The organism is Pseudomonas sp. 910_23 (assembly GCF_052850795.1).
This window is the reverse complement of the sequence record NZ_VXCZ01000013.1, coordinates 76,236-99,067: the sequence shown is the minus strand read 5'-3', so window position 1 is coordinate 99,067 and position 22,832 is coordinate 76,236. Positions and strand designations below refer to the sequence as shown.

Annotated in this window: 17 protein-coding genes; 5 read left to right on the top strand and 12 right to left on the bottom strand. The window is 62.0% G+C overall.

What is annotated here, in order from left to right; all coding sequences use genetic code 11:
- The first annotated feature begins 68 nt into the window (after positions 1 to 68).
- The 3 genes from FW800_RS17035 to FW800_RS17025 all read left to right on the top strand — a co-directional run bounded on the left by FW800_RS17035 (position 69) and on the right by FW800_RS17025 (position 1,863).
- Positions 69 to 365 carry a DUF5629 family protein gene (locus FW800_RS17035; protein ID WP_078821210.1) on the top strand — a complete coding sequence of 99 codons (297 nt, stop codon included), beginning with the start codon at positions 69 to 71 and terminating at the stop codon, positions 363 to 365.
- Positions 352 to 1,527, top strand: a complete 1,176-nt coding sequence (locus tag FW800_RS17030; protein ID WP_446438063.1) for a lactonase family protein — start codon at positions 352 to 354, stop codon at positions 1,525 to 1,527. Before FW800_RS17035 ends, FW800_RS17030 begins: the two co-directional genes overlap by 14 nt.
- Positions 1,528 to 1,683: 156 nt before the next feature.
- Entirely contained in the window at positions 1,684 to 1,863 is a 180-nt protein-coding gene (locus FW800_RS17025; protein WP_005787847.1) for a hypothetical protein, read from the top strand.
- A 66-nt stretch (positions 1,864 to 1,929) separates the two neighbouring features.
- Here FW800_RS17025 and FW800_RS17020 read toward each other — a convergent pair whose 3' ends face one another.
- Genes FW800_RS17020 through FW800_RS17010 form a run of 3 tightly spaced genes read right to left on the bottom strand, consistent with a single transcriptional unit; the run spans position 1,930 to position 7,396 of the window.
- The gene (locus tag FW800_RS17020) at positions 1,930 to 2,523 is read right to left on the bottom strand and encodes a glutathione S-transferase (RefSeq protein ID WP_446438062.1); all 594 of its coding nucleotides are present in this window, start codon (positions 2,521 to 2,523) and stop codon (positions 1,930 to 1,932) included.
- Complete coding sequence (locus FW800_RS17015; RefSeq protein WP_446438061.1) at positions 2,520 to 6,158, bottom strand: AAA family ATPase; 3,639 nt, start codon at positions 6,156 to 6,158, stop codon at positions 2,520 to 2,522. Before FW800_RS17015 ends, FW800_RS17020 begins: the two co-directional genes overlap by 4 nt.
- Positions 6,155 to 7,396 carry an exonuclease SbcCD subunit D C-terminal domain-containing protein gene (locus tag FW800_RS17010; protein WP_078821214.1) on the bottom strand — a complete coding sequence of 414 codons (1,242 nt, stop codon included), beginning with the start codon at positions 7,394 to 7,396 and terminating at the stop codon, positions 6,155 to 6,157. Before FW800_RS17010 ends, FW800_RS17015 begins: the two co-directional genes overlap by 4 nt.
- Positions 7,397 to 7,718: 322 nt before the next feature.
- On the opposite strand from FW800_RS17010, the gene FW800_RS17005 reads away from it, so the two are divergent.
- A complete protein-coding gene (locus FW800_RS17005) occupies positions 7,719 to 8,189 on the top strand; it encodes a hypothetical protein (protein ID WP_177327417.1) in 471 nt (156 codons plus the stop codon).
- Positions 8,190 to 8,328: 139 nt separating this feature from the next.
- Here FW800_RS17005 and FW800_RS17000 read toward each other — a convergent pair whose 3' ends face one another.
- From FW800_RS17000 to FW800_RS16970, 7 genes are all read right to left on the bottom strand, one after another.
- Positions 8,329 to 9,969 carry a BatD family protein gene (locus FW800_RS17000; protein ID WP_446438060.1) on the bottom strand — a complete coding sequence of 547 codons (1,641 nt, stop codon included), beginning with the start codon at positions 9,967 to 9,969 and terminating at the stop codon, positions 8,329 to 8,331.
- Positions 9,966 to 11,705 carry a tetratricopeptide repeat protein gene (locus FW800_RS16995; RefSeq protein ID WP_446438059.1) on the bottom strand — a complete coding sequence of 580 codons (1,740 nt, stop codon included), beginning with the start codon at positions 11,703 to 11,705 and terminating at the stop codon, positions 9,966 to 9,968. The genes FW800_RS17000 and FW800_RS16995 overlap by 4 nt, the downstream gene beginning before the upstream one ends.
- The gene (locus FW800_RS16990; RefSeq protein ID WP_446438058.1) at positions 11,702 to 12,790 is read right to left on the bottom strand and encodes a vWA domain-containing protein; all 1,089 of its coding nucleotides are present in this window, start codon (positions 12,788 to 12,790) and stop codon (positions 11,702 to 11,704) included. Before FW800_RS16990 ends, FW800_RS16995 begins: the two co-directional genes overlap by 4 nt.
- Positions 12,783 to 13,277 (bottom strand): DUF4381 domain-containing protein, encoded by a 495-nt coding sequence (locus FW800_RS16985; RefSeq protein WP_017136650.1) that lies wholly within the window; start codon positions 13,275 to 13,277, stop codon positions 12,783 to 12,785. The genes FW800_RS16990 and FW800_RS16985 overlap by 8 nt, the downstream gene beginning before the upstream one ends.
- Complete coding sequence (locus tag FW800_RS16980; RefSeq protein WP_005787858.1) at positions 13,274 to 14,206, bottom strand: DUF58 domain-containing protein; 933 nt, start codon at positions 14,204 to 14,206, stop codon at positions 13,274 to 13,276. Before FW800_RS16980 ends, FW800_RS16985 begins: the two co-directional genes overlap by 4 nt.
- 5 nt (positions 14,207 to 14,211) lie before the next feature.
- Positions 14,212 to 15,171, bottom strand: a complete 960-nt coding sequence (locus tag FW800_RS16975) for an AAA family ATPase (RefSeq protein WP_005787860.1) — start codon at positions 15,169 to 15,171, stop codon at positions 14,212 to 14,214.
- A gap of 259 nt (positions 15,172 to 15,430) precedes the next feature.
- Complete coding sequence (locus tag FW800_RS16970; RefSeq protein WP_446438057.1) at positions 15,431 to 15,784, bottom strand: hypothetical protein; 354 nt, start codon at positions 15,782 to 15,784, stop codon at positions 15,431 to 15,433.
- Between the two features lie 481 nt (positions 15,785 to 16,265).
- Here FW800_RS16970 and FW800_RS16965 point away from each other — a divergent pair, with 481 nt between their 5' ends.
- The gene (locus FW800_RS16965; protein WP_446438056.1) at positions 16,266 to 21,134 is read left to right on the top strand and encodes an NAD-glutamate dehydrogenase; all 4,869 of its coding nucleotides are present in this window, start codon (positions 16,266 to 16,268) and stop codon (positions 21,132 to 21,134) included.
- 137 nt (positions 21,135 to 21,271) lie between these two features.
- Here FW800_RS16965 and FW800_RS16960 read toward each other — a convergent pair whose 3' ends face one another.
- Positions 21,272 to 21,955, bottom strand: coding sequence for a GntR family transcriptional regulator (locus tag FW800_RS16960; RefSeq protein ID WP_078821218.1), 684 nt, complete (start codon positions 21,953 to 21,955; stop codon positions 21,272 to 21,274).
- A gap of 17 nt (positions 21,956 to 21,972) precedes the next feature.
- Complete coding sequence (locus tag FW800_RS16955; RefSeq protein ID WP_005787865.1) at positions 21,973 to 22,674, bottom strand: FadR/GntR family transcriptional regulator; 702 nt, start codon at positions 22,672 to 22,674, stop codon at positions 21,973 to 21,975.
- Positions 22,675 to 22,832 lie beyond the last annotated feature (158 nt).

Genomic DNA, 22,832 nt, shown 5'->3' with positions numbered 1-22,832 from the left:
AACGCAGCGTTTAGGCCGATGCAACAATTTGGCCTATCATGAGGTCTTTCCTCTGAACGACTGATGTGATGACTGCCGAATCTGCCACCCTGCCGGACACCCTTGAAACCAGCGACATGCTTGAAATCGATGGCTTGCACGCCTTTGACTTCGAACTCGATAACGAGAAGTTGCTGATCACCGCCATGGACGGCCGTGCAGAAAAACGCTGGGCGTTCAGCCTGGCCCAGGTGCAGGCGGCCACGTTCGACGGCACCCTGCAAAGCTGGACCCTTACCGGTGAATCGGGCGAGCACCGCTTGATCTGCATGAGCGCCTTCACCGGCAACAATAACGATGAGGATGTAGCCGATGATGATGCGTAAATTCTGGCCCTTGCTGATGGCGGGCAGTGTCGGTGCCATGTCGGTGCAGGCTGCACCGGCTGACACCTATGAGCTGCTGGTGGGCAGCTATACCGCCGGCACCAGCGAAGGTATCTACCGCCTGCAATTCGACAGCCGCACCGGGCAGTTCAGCGGCAAGCCGGTGCTGGCTGCCAAGACGGCCAACCCGTCGTGGTTGACGGTTTCCAAGGACCAGAAGTACCTGTTTGTGGTCAACGAGAACGGTCCAGGCCAGAAAGACCCGGTGGGTCGTGTCAGCAGTTACAGCATCGACCCGCAAAATCATCAGCTCACCCTGATCAACCAGGTGCAGAGCCTGGGCAACGAGCCGACCCATTCCAGCGTCGCCGCCGATGGGCGTCACCTGTTTGTTGCCAACTATTCGGTACTCGAAGACCCGGGCGGCAGCCTGGCGGTGCTGCCGATAGGCGCCGAGGGCAAGCTGTCGGCCCCGGTGCAGTTGAGCGGGCATCCGGCCAGCCGGGTAAATCCTGTGCGCCAGGCGTCCAATCACGTGCATTCCGTGGTGTCGTCACCGGATGGCAAGTACGTATATGTGCAGGACCTGGGCGCGGACAAAGTGTTTGTCTACCAGTACGATCCCAAGGCCAATCACGAATTGCCGCTGACGCCGGCCAACCCGGCCTCGGTGCAACTGCCACCCGGCAGCGGCCCGCGTCATTTGCTGTTCAGCGCCGACGGCAAACACGCCTGGCTGACCACCGAAATGAGCGCTCAGGTCGCGGTGTTCGATTACAGCGACGGCAAGCTGACGCAAACCCAACTGCTGGACTATGCCGCTGGCCAACCGGTGTCCGACAAGGCCGGCGCGGCGCTGCATGCGTCAAGCGACGGCAAGTTCCTCTACGTGAGCAACCGCGGTACGGCCAATCAGTTGCTGGTGTTCAGCATCGACCCGGCCACCGCGCACCTCAAGGAGATCCAGCGTCGCTCTGTCGAAGGTGATCACCCTCGTGAGTTCAGCCTCGACCCGAGCGGCAAGTTCCTGCTGATCGCCAACCAGAAAAGCAATGAAATCGTGGTGGTTGAACGCGACCCCAAGACCGGTCTGTTGGGTAAAACCGTGCAGCAATTGCCGATCGATGCCCCCAGCGACCTCAAGTTCCTGGTGCGTCAATAAGCCACAGGCCCCGCAGTGCGGGGCCTGAGCCTTTGTATTAATTCGGTTGATAGCGGCTACTGTTTCAAAGCATTTCTAAGGTTCAATCCTCGGGCGTAAGTTTGGTTCCAAGGCCTCCACCGGCCACTCAACCAAACGAACACAAGGGTTACCGCCATGAACTTGAATCTCTTCTCCATCATCGCCGCTTCCGCTGTTTCCGCCACCGTGGCATTGCCTGCCAGCGCCAGCGTGGAAGTCACTGACAAGAAATCCAGTGTCACGGCCTACACCCAGAAATACCTGCAACAGAGTGCCAATTTCTATGCAGCGCTGGATCACAAGACTCAGCACTGAGCTTCAGACAATAGAGGCCTGATGTGGGAGGGGCTTGCTCCCTCCCACATTGTATTGAGTCTGGACTTAAGATTTTGCCATCACCGCAATAAACAGCGGTGACTCCAGAAATTTCTGAAGCCACGCCTGCAACCGGTAGTACTGCGTCCCCGCAAACCATTCGCGATCCACATGGGCAAACTGCCGTACGAACGGCACAACGGCCGCATCTGCCAGGCTCAGGTGATCGGCAAGCAAATACTCCCGCTCTGTCAGCAAACCCTCCAGCTTGCGCAAAAACACCTCGCCCTCGGCCCGATAATGTTCCATCGGTTGCTCCGGGTAGCGTTCGGCGTACTTGTATCGATTCAAGTGATGTTTGAACACCTGATCGTTCTCGCTGATCAGCGCCAATACCGCAGGCTCACCCTGCAACAACCAATCCTCGGGATCGTGCTGTGCCAGCGCCCACTGCATGATCTCCAGGCTTTCTTCGATCACTCGGCCTTCGACGCTCAACACCGGCACCGTGCCCTTGGGCGACAGCGCCAGCATCTCGGTCGGCTTGGCTTTCAGGCTCACTTCGATAATGTCCACCGGCACGCCTGAATAGCGCAGCGCCAATCGCGCCCGCATTGCATAAGGGCAGCGCCGGAACGAATACAGCAGCGCCTGGCTCACTTGACCTCCAGGGTGCTCAGGCCATTGCCCTGGCGCTTGACCTGGATTTGCACCGGGATACGCTCGTGCATTTCCTGAACGTGAGAGATCACCGCCACTTTGCGGCCCTGAGCCTGCAAACCATCCAAAGCGTCCATGGCCAATTGCAGGGACTCGGGGTCGAGGCTGCCGAAACCCTCATCGATAAACAGCGACTCGATCTTCAAGGTGCTTGAGGCCATGGATGCCAGGCCCAAGGCCAGTGCCAATGACACCAGGAAGGTTTCGCCACCGGACAGTGAGTGTACCGAGCGCAATTCGTCACCCATCTCCGTGTCCATCACCAACAACCCGAGCATACTGCCGCCGCGTTTAAGTCGGTAGCGGCGCACCAGTTGGCGCAACTGCACGTTGGCATGGTGCACCAGCAAATCGAGGTTGTAGGCCTGGGCGATCTTGCGGAAGGTGTCGCCGGTGGCCGAACCGATCAACGCATTCAGGCGCGCCCAGCGCTGCCATTCTTCATAGGCCTTGGTGATCTGTTCGGCCAGGGCCTGGTTGGCGTCCTGGCGGCGTTGATCTTCGGCTTGGCGGGCGCGCAGTTCGGCGCAATGCTTCTCGCCTTCGGCCAGCCGCTGATTGAGCGCCGCCAGGGTGTGGTCCAGTTGATCGGCGTCGAGATTGCCGTTGTGCAAGGCCTGGTGTTCGGCCAAGCGCTGTTCGCGCTCTTGCAGCAGCACCTTGGCTTGCTCGACAGTTTTTTCGCTGCTGTTCAGGTCCTGGCGTAGCTGCGCGATCTGAGCCTCATCGAAGGCTAATAAACGTGACAGGCCCTGGTTATCCAGATCGGGGTGCAGCGTGCGCCATTCATTGATGCGTGTTTCAAGCGCTTGTTGTTCCGCTTGCAGCGCGTGTTGGCGGTCCTGCTGGGCCTTAAGGTCAGCAGCCAGTTGGACCAGGGCCGTGTGCACGGTGTGCAGCTCGTGGTTGGCGTCGGTCTCGCTTTGGCGTGACTGCGCGACGGCCTGCTCCAGTTGCTGCTGCCAGTGTTCGGCGCTGGCGTGGTCGCCCAGCAAGGCGCTGAGTTTTTCTTGAACAGCTTGTTGCTGTGAGGCCACTTCGGTGACTTGCAGCGTGAGCGCGTCGAGCTGCTGCTGGCGATGTTGCTGGTGGGTCTGCTGTTTCTCGATGGCCTGCTGGCGCTCCTGCTGCTCGGCCAGTTCATCGCGCTGATGGCCCAACTGCTCAAGGCGTTGACTGACCTGCTGGTCGAGCTGCATGAAGGTCGCCGCAGGCGCACTGCGCAAGCCCTCCAGGGTTTGGGTGGGCAACAGGGTGGCGAAGGTGGCGAGTTCTGCGTCGAGGCGTTCGCGGTCCTTGGCCAATTCCCGTTGCTGGTCCACAAGCAATTGCCGGGCTTGTTGGCTGGCCTCCTGGGCGGCTTGCAATTGCTGCTGAAGGCGCCCGGCGTTTTGTTGCAGGTTGAGCAGGGCGTCCTGGCGTTGTTCGTCCTGAGTGAGGCTCTGGGTCAGTTGGGCCAGTTGCTGAGCCAGCCAGCCGCTGCGTTTGGCCGCGTCCTGATTGAACAACGAGGCGTACATCGGATGGGCCTCCAGGCTCTGTGCCAGGCCTTGCTGTTGTATCGCCAGCTGTTCCTGTTGGCGCAGGAACTCCTTCTGTTCGGCGATCAGTCCACCGACTTCACCGCGCAGTTCATTGAGTTTTTCCTTGAGGTCGTCGACCGCCTTTTGCGCCGTGGCTTCTTCGTTCTCGTCATGGCGACCCAGGCTCTGCAACAGGGCTTCGGGCTGGTGATACGGATGCTCGTGGCTGCCGCACACCGGGCAGGGCTGGTCATCCTGCAATTGCGCGCGCAACTCTTCGACGCTGGCGCTGCGGGCCAGGCGCTGACGTTCCAGCAGTTGCTTGGTCACCGTGAGGGTTTGCTCGGCCACGCTGAGTTCGGCCTTGGTTTGCAAACCGCTCTGGTTCAGTCGCTCGCGGCGTTGCGCGGCATCGGCGAGTTGTTGTGTCAGCGCGCCTGTCTGTTGATCCAATTGCTGCTGGCTGTCCCACAAGCGGGCCAGGTCTTCGAAAGCACGCTGTTGCTTGCGATTATCCTGCAGCAGGCTGGCCAGCAACTGAATTTGCTCGGCCACCGCGTGGGGTTCGGCACCGGCTTCCTGATAGAGCAGGTCGAGGGCTTCGCGCTGTTGGGTGAACTGATCGGCGGCGGCGCTGGCACGCTGTTCGAGTTGCGGCAGTTCGGCCTCGCCCTTGTTGAGGCGATTGCCGATCACCATCAGCTGTTGCAGACGGTCGCGGTAGGCGTTCCAGGCTTCGCTCAGCGGGGCAAGGGCGGCGCTGTGCTCAAGCTCGGCAGCCAGGCGGTGCAGGCGCTCGGCGACTTGGGTTTGCGTGTCTTGCAGACCCTTGAGCAGGGCGTGGCCTTCGTTGCAGGCGCTTTGCTGTTGTTGTTTTTCTTCGCTGCGCTTGGCCAGTTCCCGAGTCAAGTGGGCGAGGGTGTTCTGTTCTTCAACGGCCTGGCGCAGCAGGGGAGCCGCCTCGGCCTGGTTTTTCAGGGCGTCGGCCAGCGCCGCTTGGGCGGCCACTTGCTGTTGTTGCGCCTGGTCCTGGCGGGTATGCAGGGCGACTTGCTGCTCCAGCTGTTGCTGAATCTGTGCCGCGAGTGGCGTCAGCAGGGTGCCGAGTTCAGCCTGGCGCAGGAAGTGATGACGTTGCGGTGCCAATTGCTCCAGGCGATTGAGGTCCTGGCGTTGCGGGCCTTGGCTGTCCCACTGCTGCTGGGCCTGCTGCAGTTGTTCGACGGCGCTGAGCTGGCGCTCTTGCCACTCACGCAACTCTTTAAGCCAGGTGTGCTGCAACTCCAACTGCTTGAGCTGGGCCTGCTGGGTCTTGAGTTGTTGCTGGGCCTCGGCCAACTGTTGATCGAGTTCGGCACGAGCTTCAGGTGCCAGGGGCACTACGCCGGTGGCCTGGTCTTGCAGCTGTTTGTGAGCGTCCCTGGCCTCCTTGGCCTTGTCGAAAGCACGTCGCCCCAGTTGGGTGTACAGCGCGGTGTCGGTGAGCTTTTCCAGCAGTTCGCTGCGCTCATTGTCATTGGCCTTGAGGAAGGCGCTGAACTCGCTTTGCGCCAGCAACACCGCACGGGTGAACTGCTCGAAGTTCAGGCCCAGGGCCAGCTCAAGCTGAGTCTTGTATTCGGTTTTCTGGCTGGCCAGCAGTTGCTCGCTGTCCAGGTCGATCAAGCTTTGCCGGCTGTTCTGCAACTTGCCGCTGGCCTTGTCGCGGGCGCGGTTGGCTTCCCAGCGCGCACGGTAGCGACGGCCACTGACGCCGACGAAATCCACTTCGGCATAACCGCCGCCGGTGCCGCGCCGAATCAGCGTGCGCGGATCGCCGATGGAGATATCAGTGTCGGCGTCCGGCATCTTGGCCTGGCCGGTATCGCCCAGGCGCGGCACCGCGCCGAACAACGCCAGGCACAATGCGTCAAGCAGCGTGCTTTTACCCGCGCCGGTCGGCCCGGTGATAGCGAACAGGCCCGCACTGGCCAGGGGCTCGGCGGTGAAGTCGATCTCGAACGGGCCGGCCAGGGAGGCGAGGTTTTTCAGGCGGATAGCGAGGATCTTCATGGCTGTTCGCCCTCCTGTTGCACTTCCTGGAGCAGCACGGCGAAATCCTTCAGGGTTTGTTCATCCACTTCGCTGCCATAGCTGTCCTGCCAGGCACGGCTGAACAATTCCTGGGGCGTGAGCTGGTCGAGTTCGATCAAGCGCTCATCGTCGCTTTCGCTGTTGCCGCGCTGGCCGGCGTATTCGGCGGCGATGCGCACCAGGCGTACGGCCTTGCCTTGCAGGGCGGTTTCGATCTGCTGGCGCAGGTCTGGCTGTGGTTCGTCGAGGCGTACCCGCACTTCCAGCCAAGGGTGACGTTGGGTTTCGGCCAGCAGGTCGATGTCCGGCAGGTCGCGCAGCTGCTTGAGGATGTCCGCCAGCGGTGCGGCTTCCAGACGTTGCAGGTTGACTGAACGGGGGATCAGCAGCGGTTCGACGCCCACCAGCCGTTCGCCCTGGAACGTCACGTCGAGCACCTGATGCTTGTAGCCAATCTCGGAAAACGACAGCGGAATCGGCGAGCCGCTGTAGCGAATGCGCTCTTCGCCATTGACCTGTTGCGGCTTGTGCAAATGGCCGAGGGCAACATAGCCGACGGTTTTGTCGAACAGGCTGGCCGGCAGTGCCTCGGCATTGCCGATGATCAGGCTGCGCTCGGAGTCTTCCGATACCGACCCCCCGGCCATGTGCGCATGACTGATGGCTATCAGTGCCTGGCCTTTTTTGCGTTTGGCATTGGCGGCGGCGATCAGCCATTCATGCACCTGGCCGATACCCCGCAAGTAGTCGTCTCCCAGATGCGCACCGGTAACTTCCGCCGGGCGCAGGAATGGCAGCGCCAGGCACCAGGCAGCAATCTTGCCTTTGGCATCCGGCAAGGGGATCAGCAGGCGTTCGGCGTCCAACTGGCCATCGTCGAGCCACAACACCCGGCCCAGGGCATGAGTGCGCAGGCGGCGCATCAATGGCGCGGGCAGCTCGATACGCGAGCCGGAGTCATGGTTGCCGGCGATCATCACAATCGTCAGCGTCGGGTTTTGCTCGTGGGCGCTGATGATGAAGTCATACAAGCGCTCCTGGGCCTTGAGCGGCGGGTTGACCGTGTCGAAGATATCGCCAGCGATCAACAGCGCATCCGGGCGCTGGGCCTTCAGTTGGCCCAGCAGCCACTCAAGGAAACAGGCATGTTCGAAGTCGCGTTCCTGGCCGTGGAGGTTTTGGCCCAGGTGCCAGTCGGAGGTGTGAAACAGACGCAAGGCGAACTCCGTGGAGAAGATGAAAAGGAGGGGAGTTTACCTGTAAACACGCACACAGTGCCTGCAAGTGGCCCAGACCCGATATAGCAGAGGACTTGCCCCGATGACGGTGAATCAGATATGGATTAACTGGCTGATCCACCGCTATCGGGAGCAAGCCCCCTCCCACAGGGGTTATGGGTGTTGACGGGGTTGGGGGGGGCAGGCAGGCCATTGCGCGGGCCATGTCGCGTTGGGCGCCAGCCGTGGGGAACGGTTGGGCAGGGGAGGACCACACACTCACGTGGACGCCTTAATTAACCTTCGGAATCAGAGACTCACCATGACAGTTTCAATAAATGCATCCCCTATTAGTCCTTTTCACGTGATGCCTCAGCAGGTGAACCCTGAAAAAACCTCACCCTCGTCCAGCCATCGGCAAGCGCGAAGCGCTGAGGCCCAAGCCGGCGCCCCTCACGCGCGTCCTTTTGGTGGAGTGACCGACCGGCAACTGATAGGGCTGGTCCGCGACCACTTTCGCGAGTTCGCCGCCGGGGCGACAGACAGCTACGTAAACTTCAATGAATTGAAAGAAGCGGCCGGTCTGATAGCCAGCGACAGGTCATTTTCTCCAGAGGCACACCACACGGCACTGGAGTTGTTGTCACGCCCCGAACTGCTGCGCAAGCTGGATATCGGCATCAGCTTCTTTGGTGGCCCCGGCAAGGAAGATGGCCGGTTCGATATGGATAACCTGAACTATCTGTACAAATTCCCCCATCGTGAATGGAAGGTGCCGCGCCGTAATCACTAACATCCAGATGGATGTCGAACAGGCGACACCGCGCAACTGTGGGAGGGGGCTTGCTCCCGATAGCGGTGGGTCAGTTAAAGATGTATCAACTGAAACTCTGCCATCGGGAGCAAGCCCCCTCCCACATGAGTTTGCGGTATTACTTGGGATACAACGGCGGCAAGCTGGTGGTGTCGGTCGCCGGGTCCTGCTCGCGTTCGGCCACGGGGATGGCCTTGATCGCACGCCACAGGTCTTCACCCAGCCAGTACTGGCCGCTTTCGCTGTACAGCGCGCCGTTCAAGCCATCCAGGGCATCTGACAATGGCACAAACCGCGCCGCCATGTCGGCCAGTGTTTCCGGCTGTTGACGCGCCCAGGCATCGAGGGCCTGGCGGGTGGCTTGCGGATCGTTGGCCTGGGTGGCGCGCTTGAGGTCGTCGAGCAGGGTGCGCGGGCTCGGGCCGGTTTGCGCGGCGCGCTGTACGGCCGGCTGCCGACGGGCGCGCCACCACAGGCCGAAGCCCAGCAACGTGGTGCATGCCAGGATCAGCGTGCTCAGTTGCCACAGCCACAGGCGCTCATCGTCGGGTGCAGTGATGATGGTCGGCGTGGCGGGTGCGTCCACCACCAGGCTGGGATTGACCGCCACTTGCACAGTGCGCGCCGGCAGGCTGGTGCGTTCCAGGTGATCTTCGTGGGTGTTCCACCACACCACTTCCACCGGCGGCAGTTCCAGCTCGCCGGCGCGGGTTGGCACCAGGGCTTCGCGGTCTTCACGGCTGCCGATCAGGCCGCGGTCGCTGGTCTGGTTGCCCAGTACCGGTTGGTCCGGGTAGCGGCGCAGGCCGTTGACGTCGGCGCTGGGCAGCGCCGGCAACTGTGCGCTGGATAAGCCCTCGGCCTGCACGGTGAGGCTGCGAGTCAGAGAGTCGCCGACCTGCACGTGGTCCGGCGTAGGGTTCCAGCCTTCGCTCAGGGTCAGGCTGCGCGCCGGCAGCCAGGGAGCGTCGGCGGGGTAGAGGTCCGGCTTGGGTTTGATCGTCAACGGCAGGGCCGCAGAGCTGACGTGGATCATCTTGCCCGGCTTGGTGCCCTGCAGTGTGTTTTCCTGGGGTGGACGCGACTCCACCAGGGTAGCGCTGAAGGTCTGCGCCGGAATCACCACCGTGCCGCTGTGCTGCGGGTAGACAGCGTAGCGGGTCTCGATCACGCCATGGCGGATGCTGTTGATGACCTTCTCATAGGTACGCGACTCGCCCAGTTGTTCGACACGTGCATCGGGAATCTGCAAGGGCGTGAGGCTGCTGTCGTCATACAGCGATACCGAGTGGTACACGCGTACGGTCAACAGCGCTTGGGCCTGGACGTACACGGCGGTCTGGTCGAGGTTGACCTCGATAAATACTGGGGCCAGCTCGGTGCTGGTGTTCTGGCTGGCTGTTTCGACCACTTGCAGGGTGATCGGCTGGGTCTTGAGTGCGCCCACTTGCAACGGCGGGATGATCACGTTGCCGTTTTCCTTGGGCAGCAGGGTGATGATCCAGCGGGTGGTGGCGTGGTTATCGCCGCCCAGGGTGGTGAGCTGGTTGATCTGGCGGGTGCCGCTGACTTCAAACTGTGCGTCCAGGGGCGACAGGTCCGGCTTGCCGAATTGGGTTACATCGCTGGACTCCACCGTCAGCTCCACCGTTTCCCCGGAGTTGAGGCGGTTACGGTCAACGCTGGCAACCAGGTTCGCCGCCTGGGCGTGGCCTGCCGACAACGCGAGCAGAAGCAAAAGGGTGGTGCGGCGGCTCATCGAGTCGTGTCCTGATGTTGTTGCTGTTCGTACCAGAATTTGCGCCGCAGCAGCTCACCGGGATTGTCCGGGATCTCTTGCAGCCATTGCTCCAGCGCCTGGCGGCGTTCACCTTCAAGGCGGGTGTCGACAGGGCGCAGGGGCGGCGTGGTAGTGTGCTCGTCGCCCAGTTCGCTGCCCGGCACTTCATTGTGGCCTGGCTGTGGGGTGGCGCCGGCCTGGGTTTCACCGCTGCTGGCTTCGCCCTGGCCCTGGGGCGATTGTTCGCCACTCTGGCCCGTTTGCCCGCTGACCCCCGGTTGCGCAGTTTGGCCGGGTTGGGGGCTTTCGTCATCTTCGTTTTTTGCAGGCTGGGTCGGCTCGGGCTCGGCTTGCTCTTGCATCAGGGTTTCAACCAGGGCCTTGTTTTTCAGCGCCGGTTGCAGATCGGGCTGGGCTTCCAGGGCTTGCTCGTAGGCGTCGATAGCGGCTTCGAGTTCACCGGCTTTGGCCAGGGCATTGCCTCGATTGTAGTGGGAATAAGCGTCGTTGCCCTGGGCAAAACGTTTGATCGCCTCGGCGTAATTGCCGGCTTCGTACAGGGCTACACCTTGCCATTGCGGGTCTTGAAAGTGTTCGGCGGCTTCGGCTGGGCGCTTGTGCTTGAGCAGGTATTGACCTTGCTGGTCGGGGCGCAGCCACAGGTCCTGAAGGCCAAAGGCGTAACTGGGTTGTGGTGCGCCCAGCAACAGCAACGGCAGGCAGAACAGCCAGCCGCGACGCCCGGCGCAGGCGGCCAGCAGTAACAGCGGCAGCAGCAGCCAGTAACCCTGGTCGGCCCAGGTGTCCAGGTGCAGCACTTGGCCGTCGTTGCGCAGGGCTTGTACGCTGTCGAGCATACCCAGTTGGCGCAGGTCCTTGTCATCCAGGCGCGCTGCACGGTAGCGGCCACCCATTTCACTGGCGAAGGCCTTGAGCGTCGGGCTGTCGAGGCGTGGCACCAGGATCGCGCCCTGGTCGTCCTTGAGGAACTCGCCGCTTTCCTGGGTCACCGGTGTGCCTTCACGGCTGCCGATGCCGAGGATCGACAAGGGCGGTGCCTGGGCGCTTTGCAGTTGCAGGCGGATGCCCTGGCGCTCCTGTTTCGACAGCGAGGAGCCGATCAGCAGCAGGCGCCCCTGGCCGAGCCCGCCTTGCTTGAGCAGGCCGAGGGCTTTTTCCACGGCCAGATCGGCGCGATGGCCGGGCTCGGGCATGATCGAAGGGCGCAGGGCCTCCAGCAGATTGCGGCTGGTGGCCAGGTCGTCCGACAGCGGCACCAGCGTATGGGCGCTGCCGGCATACACGACGATGGCGGTTTGCGCATCGGTGCGTGCTTGCAGCAGGTCATACAGCTTGCGCCGCGCCTGCTCCAGGCGGTTGGGCGGGCTGTCGGTGGCAAGCATTTCCGGGGTCAGTTCCAGCAGTACCACCAGCGGGTCAGCGGGTTTCTGACTGGGCTGTTCAACCCGTTGCCAACTGGGCCCCAGCAACGCCAGCACGGCCAACAGCCAGGCGATGCCCAGCAGCACCCACGGCGATTTGCTCTCGCGGCCGTTGCCGCCACTGAGCAGTACGGCATGGAAGGCCGGTGGCAGGATCATCTGCCAGCGGCCGGCGCGCTTTTGTCGGTGCCACAACTGCCACAGCAACCAGCCGAGCAGCGGCAGCAGCAACAGCCACCAGGGCCGGAACCAGTGCGGCCACAGGGCGATCATCGACGTCTCCGCAAACGCAAGCGCTTGAGGCGCTGGCGCCATTCAGGGTGTTGTTGCAGGAAGATCCCTTTGCTCGACAGCTTGTTGAACCCGCGTTGCAAGGCGTTGTTGGGCCAGCGTTCCTGGATCACCAGCAACAGGCTCAAGATCAGCGCCAGCGCCAGCGGGCCGCTGTACAACGCCTGGGCCGGTCGCGCTTGGGTGGGTTGTTGTTCGACGGGCTCCAGGGTGTCGAGGGTCTCCTTGATCTGCTGCAGTTCCTCGCCGTCATGGGCGCGGAAATATTGACCGCCGGTGGCCTCGGCCATCGCCTTGAGCGCCGGCTCGTCGAGGTCCAGGCTCGGATTTACGCCGAGAATGCCCAGGGAACCGGTTTGCTCCGGGTCGGCGCCAATGCCGATCGGGTAAATCTTCACGCCTTCTTCGGCCGCCAGTCGCGCTGCCGTCAACGGGTCGATCTGCCCGGCGTTATTGGCGCCGTCGGTGATCAGGATCAGCACACGGCTTTGCGCCGGGCGTTGGCGCAGGCGTTTCAAGGCCAGGCCAATGGCATCGCCGATGGCGGTGTTCTTGCCGGCAATGCCGATACGCGCTTCGTCCAGCCAGGTACGTACGGTGCGCCGATCAAAGGTCAGCGGTGCCTGCAGGTAGGCTTGAGTACCAAACAGGATCAAGCCCACGCGGTCACCTTCGCGTTCTTCAAGAAAGTCCCCGAGCAGGTGTTTGACCAGGGCCAGGCGACTCACGTCCTCACCCTGCCAGTGCATGTCGGGGAAATCCATGGAGCCTGACACGTCGACCGCCACCAGCAAGTCCCGGCCACTGGCGGCAATTGGCAAAGGCTCGCCAAGCCATTGCGGGCGTGCGGCGGCAGTCAACAGCAGCAGCCACAGCACCACGAAGGGGGCCTGCTGGCGCCAGCCTGGCAGGTTGGCGCGGGCGCGACGGCGGGCCAGGCTTTCGAGGTCGCTCAGGTAGCTGACTTTCAATGCGGGCTCGCCGCTGTCGGCCACGGGCAGGATCAGGCGCATCAACCAGGGCAATGGCAACAGGGTAAAGATCCACGGCCAGGCGAACTCAAACATGTTTGCGGATCCAGGTGTCGACAGCCTGGGTCAGGCCGGCGATAGCTTTGTCGTCGAGTTTGCATTCGGGCTTGTAGGCGCCTTCCACCAGTACCATCCAGCGCGTCAGGCCGGCGGCGGGGCAGCGGTTGTCGAGGAAGGCCAGCCATTTGCGGCCGTTGAGGGTATGGCTCTGGCTATACGGGTAGTCGTTACGGCACAGGCGCTTGAGCAGGCCGTTGAGTTGTTGCAGCCAGGCACCTGCGGGCGCGCCGTCGTAGGGCTTGGGCATCAAGGCCAGTTCGGCGAGGGCGGCGATGCGCAGCGGGTCCAGCGGTTGTTCGGCGCGGGCCACGGGGCGGCGGGTTGGCAGGAAGCGGCGCAACCACCACAGGCCCCAGCCGAGCAGCGGGATCACCAGCAGCAACAGCCACCAGCCGGGCGCAGGCGGCCAGAAGCCGATGGCCGGCGGGGCGATCAGCGGTTGCAGTTGGTCCAGGCTGCTCATTGTTTTTTAACCGGGCGTTGCGGGTTGAGGTACTCGCGCAATTGCTCGACCATTTCACTCTGTGTGCTCAACGGCATCAACAGCACCCGCAGCTTTTGCGCGAGCCGTTCCCAGCGGGCGATACGTGCTTCGGCCTGGGCTTTGTAGGCCTGGCGCAAATCAATGTTCAGGGTGTCCAGTTCCAGCTGTGCGCCGCGTTCTGCGAAGCGCAGTAACCCGGCGGCGGGCAGGGCGTGATCAAGCGGGTCGGAAATGGGCAGCAGCAACAGGTCGCAATGTCGCGACAGCAGGCTCAGCTGTTGCTCGGCGCTGTCAGTCAGCGCCCGTTCATCGCAGATCACAATTCCCAGGCTGCCCGGTCGCAACACTTCACGGCCACGGCGCAAGGCCATGCCCAGGGCGTCAGCTTCGGGGCGGCTTTCGGTGTTCAGGCTCTGGTTGACCCGCACCAGGCGGTTAAGCAGTTGCAACAGGCTTTGTTTGCTGCGTCGAGGCTTGATTTCGTAGTGCTCGCTGTCGCCGAACACCAGTCCGCCGACCCGATCGTTATGCCCCAGGGCCGCCCAGCCGATCAGGCTGGCCGCTTGTGCGGCGAGCACCGACTTGAACATCTGCCCCGAGCCGAAGAACAGACGGCAGCTTTGCTCCACCATGATAAAGATCGGCCGTTCGCGTTCTTCGTGGAACAATTTGGTGTGCGGCTCCTGGGTACGCGCTGTCACGCGCCAGTCGATGGTGCGCACGTCGTCGCCCGCCTGGTATACCCGCACCTGATCGAAGTCCACACCGCGCCCGCGCAGCTTGGAGTGGTGCAGGCCGATCAACGGGCTGCGCTGGCCGGGCGTGGAGAACAGCTGCACTTCGCGCACGTGGTGACGCATCTCAATCAGTTCACTGAGGGTTACGCGTATACCATCGCTGGCGTTCATCGGCTTCAAGCGACGGCAACAACGTCAAGAATGCGTTGCACCACGCGGTCCTGGTCGATCCCGGCAGCTTCGGCTTCGAACGACAGGATGATGCGGTGACGCAGCACGTCGAACAGCACCGCCTGGATATCCTCGGGGCTTACGAAGTCGCGACCGGCCAGCCAGGCGTGGGCGCGGGCGCAACGGTCCAGGGCGATGGAGCCTCGGGGGCTGGCGCCATAGGCGATCCACTCGGCCATTTCCGGGTCGAACTTGGAAGGCGTACGTGTGGCCATGACCAGTTGCACCAGGTATTCCTCTACCGCATCGGCCATGTACAGGCCAAGGATTTCCTTGCGGGCGGCAAAGATCGCCTGTTGGCTGACGCGCCGCTCAGGCTTGGTTTCGCCATTGAGCGCTTCGCCGCGGGCCTGTTGCAGGATGCGCCGTTCGACGGCGGCGTCCGGGAAACCGATCTTGACGTGCATGAGGAAGCGGTCGAGCTGGGCTTCGGGCAGAGGGTAGGTGCCTTCCTGCTCGATGGGGTTCTGCGTGGCCATCACCAAAAACAGCGGCGATAGCTCGTAAGTGCTACGGCCCACGCTGACCTGGCGCTCGGCCATCGCTTCAAGCAAGGCCGACTGGACCTTGGCCGGGGCGCGGTTGATTTCGTCGGCGAGCACCAGGTTGTGGAATATCGGCCCCTGCTGGAACACGAAACTGCCGGTTTCCGGGCGATAGATCTCGGTGCCGGTGATGTCGGCGGGCAGCAGGTCGGGGGTGAACTGGATACGATGGAACTGCGCTTCGATGCCTTCGGCCAGCTCCTTGATCGCCTTGGTCTTGGCCAGCCCCGGTGCGCCTTCGACCAGCATATGGCCGTCGGCGAGCAGGGCGATCAGCAGGCGATCGATGAGTTTTTCCTGGCCGAGAATCTGCGTAGAAAGAAAGGTTCGCAGCGCAAGCAGCGCTTCACGATGTTCCATCGATGACGGTTCCTGGAAAGATGAGCCTGATGGTGGAGCGCGAGCGCCAGGCTTGGGAGGCTTACTTTAATGCATCGAAGGGGGTGACGACTAACGACGTCACGGGTATTTTCAGAAAAACTTGTAGGCTTTTGGTGTGGGAACACGGTCAATGTGGGAGGGGGCTTGCCGCCGATGCCCGTGTGTCAGGCACCGATGTATTAACTGGCCCGCCGCTATCGGGGGCAAGCCCCTTCCCACATTTGAACCAGGGTGCAGCTCAAGTCCGGATGAAAGTGCCAGTGCCTGCGAGGATTTTCTGCAAGGTTTCCTCCACTTCAGCCAGGTCGGATGCGGCCGTGGCGTGGGTGATCTCCAGATGATCCTTGCCACCCAATGCATCGGCATCACCCGCTGCAAGTTCGACCAGCAACCTCGTAGCACTCAAGGTGATCTTCAGCCCATCCAGCGTCGACGGCTCGTAATCCCAGGTCAGTTCCACTTCCTCTTCATCCGGGTAGCGGCTCAACATGAACATTTCGCCGTTTTTGCCGTGGCAGCAAAGCATGGCCATGTTGTCTTCTTCTTCGTCGCACGGGGTGGCCATCAGGGCGTCGGTTTTCAGCTGCAGCATGGGAAATCCTGTGTGAAGGAGGGCGTTGCGCTGGCAATTGTGCCATTGCGGCGAATTTTATGCTGCAGGGTGTGTCAGACCCAGGGCATGACCTGGCGTGCGGTATCAGTCATTTTCGGTACTCAGAGGGCTGAAAAACGCAGGTTTTTTGCCCGGAAAAACGCGGTTGCCCAAGTTGCAACCTATTGCCTGCTTACCGATGACCGAATATGTCGCAGCGTCGCAAGCAGCGGTCTTCCTACACTCGTTAAGCTGCGCAACGGATGTGCCCCGCGCCCGGCGCCTGACCTGCCCGTCGTACCGTCACCCGGCAAGGTGTGCATCTTGTGGAAGTTGTATGTGACCTGACTGTCCTGTCCAGCTTCACCCACCTGTCGGCCTGATTCGTTTATCGTGACCCACGAACAGAGCTGACGGTCTCCCCGCAAGGGGATAACACGCGACGCTTCCATCAATAACAAGCCCAAGCGGAGTACCACAGATGGCGTTCTTCACCGCAGCCAGCAAGGCCGACTTCCAGCACCAACTGCAAGCGGCACTGGCGCAGCACATCAGTGAACAGGCACTGCCACAAGTGGCGCTGTTTGCTGAGCAATTCTTCGGCATCATTTCCCTGGACGAACTGACCCAGCGTCGCCTTTCCGACCTGGCCGGTTGCACCCTGTCTGCCTGGCGCCTGCTTGAGCGCTTCGATCACACCCAACCGCAAGTGCGGGTCTACAACCCCGATTACGAACGACATGGCTGGCAATCGACCCACACCGCGGTCGAAGTGCTGCACCATGACCTGCCATTTCTGGTGGACTCGGTACGCACCGAGTTGAACCGCCGTGGCTACAGCATCCATACCCTGCAAACCACCGTGCTCAGCGTGCGCCGTGGCAGCAAGGGTGAGTTGCTGGAAATCCTGCCCAAGGGCACCCAGGGCGAAGGCATCCTGCAAGAGTCGCTGATGTACCTGGAGATCGACCGCTGCGCCAACGCCGCCGAGCTGAACGTGCTGAGCAAAGAGCTGGAGCAGGTGCTGGGCGAAGTGCGCGTGGCCGTGGCCGATTTCGAACCGATGAAAGCCAAGGTCCAGGACCTGCTGGCCGGTATCGACGCCAGCGCATTCACGATCGACGGTGAAGAAAAAGCCGAGATCAAGAACTTCCTGGAATGGCTGGTGGGCAACCACTTCACCTTCCTGGGCTATGAAGAGTTCGTGGTACGTGACGAGGCGGACGGCGGTCATATCGAATATGACGCCAGCTCCTTCCTCGGTCTGACCAAGCTGTTGCGCGCCGGCCTCACCGCCGAAGACCTGCGCATCGAAGACTACGCCGTGGCCTACCTGCGTGAACCGACGGTGCTGTCGTTCGCCAAGGCTGCACACCCAAGCCGCGTGCACCGCCCGGCGTATCCGGACTACGTGTCGATCCGCGAGATCAGTGCCGACGGCAAGGTCATCAAGGAACACCGCTTCATGGGCCTCTACACCTCCTCGGTGTACGGCGAAAGCGTGCGAGTGATCCCGTACATTCGCCGCAAGGTAGCGGAAATCGAGCGTCGCTCGGGCTTCCAGGCCAAGGCGCATCTGGGCAAGGAACTGGCCCAAGTGGTTGAAGTGCTGCCCCGTGACGACCTGTTCCAGACCCCGGTCGACGAGCTGTTCAGCACCGTGATGTCGATCGTGCAGATCCAGGAACGCAACAAGATCCGCGTGTTCCTGCGCAAAGATCCGTACGGTCGTTTCTGCTACTGCCTGGCCTATGTGCCGCGCGACATCTACTCCACCGAAGTGCGCCAGAAGATCCAGCAAGTGCTGATGGATCGCCTCAAGGCTTCGGACTGCGAGTTCTGGACCTTCTTCTCCGAGTCCGTGCTGGCCCGTGTGCAACTGATCCTGCGGGTCGACCCGAAGAACCGCCTGGACATCGACCCGCTGCAACTGGAAAAAGAAGTGGTGCAAGCCTGCCGCAGCTGGCAGGACGACTACGCCAGTCTGGTCGTGGAAAGTTTCGGCGAAGCCCACGGCACCAACGTGCTGGCGGACTTCCCCAAAGGCTTCCCGGCCGGCTACCGCGAGCGTTTCGCCGCGCATTCGGCCGTGGTCGACATGCAGCATCTGAACAGCCTCACCGAAGCCAACCCGCTGGTGATGAGCTTCTATCAGCCGCTGGGCCAGGTCTCCGGTCAGCGCGAACTGCATTGCAAGCTCTATCACGCTGACACCCCGCTGGCGCTGTCCGACGTGCTGCCGATCCTGGAAAACCTCGGCCTGCGCGTGCTGGGCGAGTTTCCGTATCGCCTGCGCCATGCCAATGGCCGTGAGTTCTGGATCCATGACTTTGCATTCATCGCCGCCGAAGGCGTGAACCTGGATATCCAGCAGCTCAACGACACCCTGCAGGACGCCTTCGTGCACATCGTGCATGGCGACGCCGAGAACGATGCATTCAACCGCTTGGTATTGACCGCCGGCCTGCCATGGCGTGACGTTGCGCTGCTGCGTGCCTACGCCCGTTACCTCAAGCAGATCCGCCTGGGCTTCGACCTGGGTTACATCGCCAGCACCCTGAACAACCACACCGACATCGCCCGCGAGTTGACCCGGTTGTTCAAGACCCGTTTCTACCTGGCGCGCAAGCTCACCGCCGACGACCTGGAAGACAAGCAGCAACGCCTGGAACAAGCGATCCTCACCGCCCTGGACGATGTTCAGGTGCTCAACGAAGACCGTATCTTGCGTCGCTACCTGGACCTGATCAAGGCGACCCTGCGTACCAACTTCTACCAGACCGACGCAAACGGCCAGAACAAGTCGTACTTCAGCTTCAAGTTCGACCCGCGTGCGATCCCTGAGCTGCCCAAGCCGGTGCCGAAGTTTGAAATCTTCGTGTATTCGCCACGGGTTGAAGGTGTGCATCTGCGCTTCGGCAACGTCGCTCGCGGCGGCCTGCGCTGGTCCGACCGTGAAGAAGACTTCCGTACCGAAGTGCTCGGCCTGGTAAAAGCCCAGCAAGTGAAAAACTCGGTGATCGTGCCGGTGGGCGCCAAGGGCGGCTTCCTGCCGCGTCGCCTGCCATTGGGCGGCAGCCGGGACGAGATCGCGGCCGAGGGCATCGCCTGCTACCGCATCTTCATTTCCGGCCTGTTGGACATTACCGACAACCTGAAGGACGGCGCCCTGGTGCCACCGGCCAACGTCGTGCGCCATGACGACGATGACCCCTACCTGGTGGTGGCGGCGGACAAGGGCACTGCAACCTTCTCCGACATCGCCAACGGCATCGCTATCGACTACGGTTTCTGGCTGGGTGACGCGTTCGCTTCCGGCGGTTCTGCCGGTTATGACCACAAGAAAATGGGCATCACCGCCAAGGGCGCGTGGGTGGGTGTGCAGCGTCACTTCCGTGAGCGCGGCATCAACGTGCAGGAAGACAGCATCACCGTAGTGGGCGTCGGCGATATGGCCGGTGACGTGTTCGGTAACGGTTTGCTGATGTCCGACAAGCTGCAACTGGTGGCGGCCTTCAACCACCTGCACATCTTCATCGACCCGAACCCTAACCCGGCCACCAGCTTCGTCGAGCGCCAGCGCATGTTCGAGCTGCCGCGTTCGTCCTGGACCGACTACGACACCAGCATCATGTCTGAAGGCGGCGGTATCTTCTCGCGCAGCGCCAAAAGCATTGCGATCTCGGCGCAGATGAAAGAGCGTTTCGACATCCAGGCCGACAAGCTTACCCCGACCGAACTGCTCAACGCCTTGCTCAAGGCGCCGGTGGACCTGTTGTGGAACGGCGGTATCGGTACCTACGTCAAGGCCAGCACCGAAAGCCATGCCGACGTGGGCGACAAGGCCAACGACGCGCTGCGCGTGAACGGCAACGAGCTGCGCTGCAAGGTGGTGGGCGAGGGCGGTAACCTCGGCATGACCCAACTGGGTCGTGTGGAATTCGGCCTCAATGGCGGCGGTTCCAACACCGACTTCATCGACAACGCCGGTGGCGTGGACTGCTCCGACCACGAAGTGAACATCAAGATCCTGCTCAACGAAGTGGTGCAGGCCGGTGACATGACCGACAAGCAACGCAACCAGTTGCTGGCGAGCATGACCGACGAAGTCGGCCACCTGGTGTTGGGCAACAACTACAAGCAGACCCAGGCCCTGTCCCTGGCCGCACGCAAGGCTTACGAGCGCGCCGCCGAGTACAAACGCCTGATGAGCGACCTGGAAGGCCGTGGCAAGCTGGACCGCGCCATCGAGTACCTACCGACCGAAGAGCAGCTCACCGAGCGCGCTTCGACCGGCAAGGGCTTGACCCGTCCGGAGTTGTCGGTGCTGATTTCGTACAGCAAGATCGACCTCAAGGAAGCGCTGCTCAAATCCCTGGTGCCGGATGACGAATACCTGACCCGTGACATGGAGACCGCGTTCCCACCGAGCCTGGTGGCCAAGTTCTCCGAAGCCATGCGTCGCCATCGCCTCAAGCGCGAGATCGTCAGCACCCAGATCGCCAACGACCTGGTCAACCACATGGGCATCACCTTCGTGCAGCGACTCAAAGAGTCGACCGGCATGAGCCCGGCAAACGTCGCCGGTGCCTATGTGATCGTGCGCGATATCTTCCACCTCCCGCACTGGTTCCGTCAGATCGAAGCCCTGGACCACCAGGTGTCGGCCGACGTGCAACTGGAGCTGATGGACGAGCTGATGCGCCTGGGCCGTCGTGCTACGCGCTGGTTCCTGCGCAGCCGTCGCAACGAACAGGACGCCGGGCGTGACACTGCGCACTTCGGTCCGCATCTGGCGGCATTGGGCCTCAAGCTCGACGAACTGCTGGAAGGTCCGACCCGTGAAGGCTGGCAGAACCGTTACCAGGCCTACACCCAGGCCGGCGTACCGGAGTTGTTGGCACGCATGGTTGCAGGCACAACCCACCTGTACACCTTGCTGCCGATCATCGAAGCCGCCGACGTGACCGGGCATGACGCCGCCGAAGTGGCCAAAGCCTACTTCGCCGTTGGCAGCGCCCTGGACCTGCCGTGGTACCTGCAGCAGATCAGCGATCTGCCTGTCGCCAACAACTGGCAGGCCCAGGCCCGTGAGGCCTTCCGCGATGACGTGGACTGGCAGCAACGGGCGATTACCATTTCGGTACTGCAAATGGCCGACGCGCCACAAGACATGGAAGCCCGCGTGGCCCTGTGGCTTGAACAGCACCAGGACATGGCTGATCGCTGGCGTGCCATGATGGTGGAAATTCGTGCTGCGGTTGGCACGGACTACGCCATGTACGCGGTGGCCAATCGTGAGTTGCTGGACCTGGCGTTGAGTGGTCAGTCGGTGTTGCAGCCGGCTTGATGCTTCGGTAAACCCAAAGCCCCCGCATCGTGAGATGCGGGGGCTTTTTATTGGAACACCATTTATCAAACACTGAAGGGCTAGTGTGGGAGGGAGCAAGCCCCCTCCCACATTTGGATCTCCTTATTATCCGCAGGTCAGTGGTGTTTGAGTAGCCGGGTTTCCAGGTGATCCAGGTGCTGGGTCATCAGGGCGACAGCCGTGTGGGCGTCGCGCTGTTCCACGGCATCCACAATCGCCACATGCTCCTGCCACGCACAATACGTGCAGGCCTTCGTTTCAAATTGCGCAATGATCAACGACGTCAACGGCACCAGGCTGTTGAGAAACTGTGCCAACGGCGCATTGCCTGCCATGTGCGCCAGTTGCAGATGAAACTCCCCAGAAAACCGGATCGCCGGCCCACGCTGGTCACGCTCAATGGCGTCGCGCTCCTGCGCAATCAGCTCGCGCAGTTGGCGGATTTGCATCGCTGTGGCCTGGGCGCAGGCCAGTTGCACCACGGTCATTTCGGTCAGGCGCCGTGCTTCAAGAATCTGCCGTGTGTGCTGGGCATCCGGCGCGGCGACCTGGGCGCGCTGGTTGGGGCGCAGGATGACCACTTGCTGATGGGACAGCTTGGCGAGCACCCGGCGAATCACGCTGCGGCTCACGCCAAAGAGTTCGCCCAGGCCTTCTTCGGTGAAGCGGCTGGCAGGCGCAATGCGTTGCTCAAGGATCGCGTCGAACAAGCGCGGGTAGATGTCGTCAACCGAAGGCTTCTTGCCCGACACCAGGCGCAGGCAGGGCAGAGGGTCACGTTGCAGGGCGTGGACGTTCATGGCCGGTCTCCAATTATTCAGCTGCCCAGATGGTCATCCGGGATATTCAAGCGAATGCCCATGCGCAAGCCTTCCTGCAGGATGTGCCGACGCATTTCGGCACTGGCCAGGGCGCTGTTCTTGTTGCGGATGGCGCGTACCACGGCTTCGTTCTCTTGCAGGCGTTCGGCCAGGTGTTCAGGGGAGTTGCGCAATACCTGGGCGCTTTGTTTGAGCGCGGTGCTGGTTTGCTGCACCACGTTCTGGAAGATCGGGTTGGAGGTCAGGGCAAACAGTTCTTCGTGAAAGTCGATGTAGGCGTTCATGCCCGCCTCGGCGTCGCCGGCATCCAGGGCTTCGCGCATGTCCATCAGCGTCAGGCGCAGTTGGCCGATTTCCTTGCTGCTGATGGATTGGGCGACCAGGCCGACGATGAAGGGTTCGAGGGTATAGCGCAGTTGCAGGATGTCTTCCAGGCTGGCGTCGGCCACCGCGTCGTTCGACTGCGGCTCGCTGACGCTGGTTTCCAGTACCACCACACCTTTGCCCGGCATGGAACGCACCAGGCCCAAGGTCTCCAGCACGATCACCGCTTCACGCAGGCTCGGGCGGCTGATACCCAGTTGCTCGGCCAGCTCACGCTGGCCTGGCAGCATTTCACCGCGGCGCCACTGGCCTCGCGCCAAGGCGGCGCGCAGTTTTTCTACCACTGAATTGACGACGGTTGAGGTGCTGATCACGTCGAAGGCTCCTTGATGTTGCTCATACAGTATTCAGTCTGGCAAAGGGCCAATGTGGGAGCTGGCTTGCCTGCGATGACTGAGTGTCAGGCACTACATTTGACGCTGACTCACCGCTATCGCAGGCAAGCCAGCTCCCACATTGGATGGGTGTCGTC